This is a genomic window from Mycobacterium scrofulaceum (assembly GCF_002086735.1).
Classification (GTDB): domain Bacteria; phylum Actinomycetota; class Actinomycetes; order Mycobacteriales; family Mycobacteriaceae; genus Mycobacterium; species Mycobacterium scrofulaceum.
In genome coordinates this window covers 1-3,413 of sequence record NZ_MVIJ01000117.1, presented here as the reverse complement: position 1 = coordinate 3,413, position 3,413 = coordinate 1, and the positions used below count along the sequence as shown (strand labels likewise).

Annotated in this window: 3 protein-coding genes; all 3 read right to left on the bottom strand. The window is 63.5% G+C overall.

The window, feature by feature from the left end; genetic code table 11:
• Nucleotides 1-48 precede the first annotated feature (48 nt).
• The 3 genes from BST44_RS28890 to BST44_RS28880 are packed head-to-tail and all read right to left on the bottom strand — an operon-like array spanning nt 49 to nt 3,309.
• Entirely contained in the window at nt 49-351 is a 303-nt protein-coding gene (locus BST44_RS28890; protein WP_083180028.1) for a hypothetical protein, read from the bottom strand.
• On the bottom strand, nt 348-2,261 hold the full coding sequence (locus tag BST44_RS28885) for a tyrosine-type recombinase/integrase (RefSeq protein WP_083180027.1): 1,914 nt from the start codon (nt 2,259-2,261) through the stop codon (nt 348-350). Before BST44_RS28885 ends, BST44_RS28890 begins: the two co-directional genes overlap by 4 nt.
• Nucleotides 2,227-3,309: a tyrosine-type recombinase/integrase gene (locus BST44_RS28880; protein ID WP_083180026.1), complete on the bottom strand. Its 1,083-nt coding sequence runs from the start codon at nt 3,307-3,309 to the stop codon at nt 2,227-2,229. The genes BST44_RS28885 and BST44_RS28880 overlap by 35 nt, the downstream gene beginning before the upstream one ends.
• Nucleotides 3,310-3,413 lie beyond the last annotated feature (104 nt).

The following is a 3,413-nucleotide window of genomic DNA, read 5'->3' as shown; positions in this document are numbered from 1 at the left end:
TTGACCGGCTAATCGGGGTCGATGGGTCTGATTTTGGGGCGGAATGGTTCATCGTCGGGGTGGTGGCTTGGTGAGCTTGCGGAGTTGTTCTTCGTGGCGTTTGACGCCTTCGGCGAGTGCTTCGACGGCGGTGCGAAGGTGTGCGACTTCGGTGGCGAGGCCGGTCAAGGTGCGGGCGTCGGTTTGTCGGGCGCGGTATTCGTCGACGATGGCGCGGAGTTGTTGGTCGCGGTAGAGCGTTGCGCGGCCGATCTCGGCCCGTTCGGCGACGGCGGTGAAGGTGATCGGCTGGCCCGATGTAGCGAGTTCGGTGCAGACACGTTCGACCCTGAGCAGGGCGCTTTCGGTCATGCGGGCTCCGATTGGGCGATGAGCGCGTCGAGTCTGGAGATGAGCTTGCGATGCCGATCTGCTTCGTCGATCCATCCGCGGTTTTCTGCGTCTGCGGCCAGGTCTTGGGCGTCGATGCGTTGGGCGGCAAGGACTGCGAGGTGGGTGGAGTCGGTGTGAAAGCTCGGGCAGTGCTCGCAGATGTTGGCGTAGGGGCATGAACCTTGCGCGGGTGCTCGCAGACAGTAGCCGCCGGCGAGCCGCGATTTGATGGCCGGTGCGTCCTTCCATCCGGCGCCGGTGACATCGGTGATCGGCAGCTGGGTTCCGGTGGCGGGTAGCGGTCCGATGTGGCTTTTCGCCAGGTCCAATGCCCGTTCGTATTCGGTGCGCACGGTGTGGTCGAAGAGGTGTGCGTAGCGCAGACTCATTTGGGTGGAGACGTGTCCGAGCAGGGCCATCAACGCTTGCAACGACACTCCGGCGTTGATCAGGGCGGTGGCATAGGTGTGTCGGAGTTGATGCGGTGTGATGTGCCCAAGGCCTGCGATCTGGGCTGCCCGGTTCAACTCCTCGCGTACTGCATTCTGTGAGAGTCGTTTTCCATGGTGGGTGAACAGGAAGTCGGCTGGCGCTCCGGTGCGGGGATGGATCATGGGTCGGCCGGGTGAGCGGGTCGCGGTGATGCGGTCGACGAGAGTGAGCACCTCTTCGTCGAGAGGGACCATGCGTTCGGAGTCGAGCTTGCCCAGCGGGACCTTGAGCCAGGATCCTTGCCCGGGGATCTCATGGATGCAGTCGAGTTCCAGGTCGAGCAATTCTCCGATCCGCAGTCCGCAGGCCCGCTGCACCAGCAGTGCATCGGCGGCGAGTCGGTAGGGTGATTCCGATAGTGCTGCGGTGAGTTTGCGGTCGGCGTCGACGGGTAGATATCGGGGCAGGAAGCGTTGCGGGCGCGGGAGATCGGTGCGGAAGATCAGGCGCCGCGGTGGCGCGTCGTCCCATCCCCATTCGGTGATCTCGGCGAGGAAGTTCCCGACCGCATGGATTCGTCTGATCCGGTCTGCGACGGTGATCGGCTCACCGGTGATGCTGTTGGCGGTAGTGGTCAGCGAGGTGATGAACGGTTCGATGTGTCGACGTCGGTCCAGTTGGTTCAGTGATGTCAAGCCGGGGTCGACGGCGGCGAGGTATCTGCCGAAATGAGCCAATCGCGTGGCCAGACTGCTGACTGTTTTGGGAACGCAGGTGGCGTGTTTGCGGTTCAGGTACGCCACGAACGCGGGCCGCAGCGCTGCGGGGACGTCGGCCATGCGCTGCTCGAGGGTCAGCGCTGTGACTGCGGGCGGTGTTTGTTTATCGAGGATGCCGAGGTGAAAGAGAATCTGGCGGGCACTGTGGGTGGTGCTGCGATAGTGTTTCGCTCCGCGCCCGGTCCGCATCTGGCGAACATCGCACGCGTGCAACAACTCCTGCAGATCGCTCTCGCCGAGATCGGACAAGGGTCGGCCGGTCTGAATCAACAGTCGGGCGATGATCTGCGATCCGATGGCTGAGGCGACCCGCTGGGTGAAACCCAATTCCAGTGCAGCACTGATGAACTGATCAAGATCGGGTTGCAAGCGACTGTCGGTCAGTTCGTGCCACAGGCTGCAGAGTTTGCGGCATACCAGGTAGTCGTAGCCCGGTCGCAGCCGTCCGCTGACCATCAAGAAGGTGACGAACGGCCGTGTCGAGCAGTTCGCGGCCAGCTGCTTCTCGAGCGGGATATCCGCCCACGCCTGGACCCGGGGCCAGCGCCGCAGGAACGATCGGGCGGCTTGAGTGTAGGCGGTGTTGCCACGGTCCCGTCGTTGCAGGTGCACGAGGTAGGCGGCATAGATCGCCGCCGGTGCCTCAGGTGCGGGCGCGTAATCGTGTTCGGGCAGCATCGAATTCCGCCTTGACGTGTGTTGGCGCCATGTGGATGTAGCGGGCCGTGGTGTCGACGTGGGCGTGCCCGAGCAGTGCTTGCATCACCGCCAGATCCACACCGGCCTCGGCCATCGCGGTGCCGAAGGTGTGACGCAATGCATGCGGATGACCAGCGGGCACTCCTGATTTGCGTCGGTGGTATCGGAAGACGGTGCGAAGACCGGCCGCGGTCAACGGCCGGCCCCTGTTCGGGCCTTTGGCGACGAGGAACAGTCTGGTGCTGCTCGATTCGGGTCTCTCGGTGAGCAGATACGTTTGGATCAGACCCGCGACCTCGACATCGAGGGGAACGCGGCGTTCCTTGGCGCCTTTGCCCATCACCCGAACCCAGCGGGCGCCGATGTCGACATCGGTGACATCGAGGGTGAGCAGTTCCCCCGATCTCAACCCGGACAACAACATCAGACCGGCCAAGGACCGGTCCCGCCACGTCCGCAGGCTCGACACCAAGTCCGCGGTCTCTCGGCGATTCAGCGCCCGCGGTAGTCGGCGCGGTTCCCGCAGGCGTAGCGCGGATCGTCGCTTCGGCCGGACCAAGTGTCCGAGCAGTCCATTGCGTTCTTCGGCGCTGACTCGCCGCGCTTCTCGTCCACTCGGGATCGGACTACGCAGGTCGGGTTCACGCAGCGCACGAAAGGTGAACAGGCCGGTCAGGGCGGCAAGACGGTGATTGATGGTGGTCGAGGAATAGCGGTCGAGGCGCTTGCCGGCCATCGACACAACATTGGCGGGGCGTCCCGCGATCGGCGTCTGTCGGCAATGCCGCATAAAGTCGAGAATGGTCTCAGTAGTCACTGAACCCAAGCCGATGTTGACGCTGTCGAGCCAACGGCAGAATGCCAGCAGGTCGTAGCCATAGGCGCGTAGAGTTCGGGGAGAATAATTGCGGTCGGCGAGATAACCGAGGTAATGGTTGACCAACGCGTACTTCTCGGCGCCCGGCCCGGACAACACCCAGGCGACGTCGGTGCCCGTTTCCAGACGCAGCTCATGCTGATTCGTCATGAGACAAGTGCAACCCCACCGCCCACCACCGGTCAAGCATTTCCGTTGTTGGCGTGTCGTTTACGTGATTCAGCCGGCCACGATTAGCCGGTCAACAGGCAGTC

Bases quoted from the DNA above. Each gene is read 5' to 3' on its own strand.
- BST44_RS28890 (WP_083180028.1), bottom strand. From the start codon at position 351: ATGACCGAAAGCGCCCTGCTCAGGGTCGAACGTGTCTGCACCGAACTC.
- BST44_RS28885 (WP_083180027.1), bottom strand. From the start codon at position 2,261: ATGCTGCCCGAACACGATTACGCGCCCGCACCTGAGGCACCGGCGGCG.
- BST44_RS28880 (WP_083180026.1), bottom strand. From the start codon at position 3,309: ATGACGAATCAGCATGAGCTGCGTCTGGAAACGGGCACCGACGTCGCC.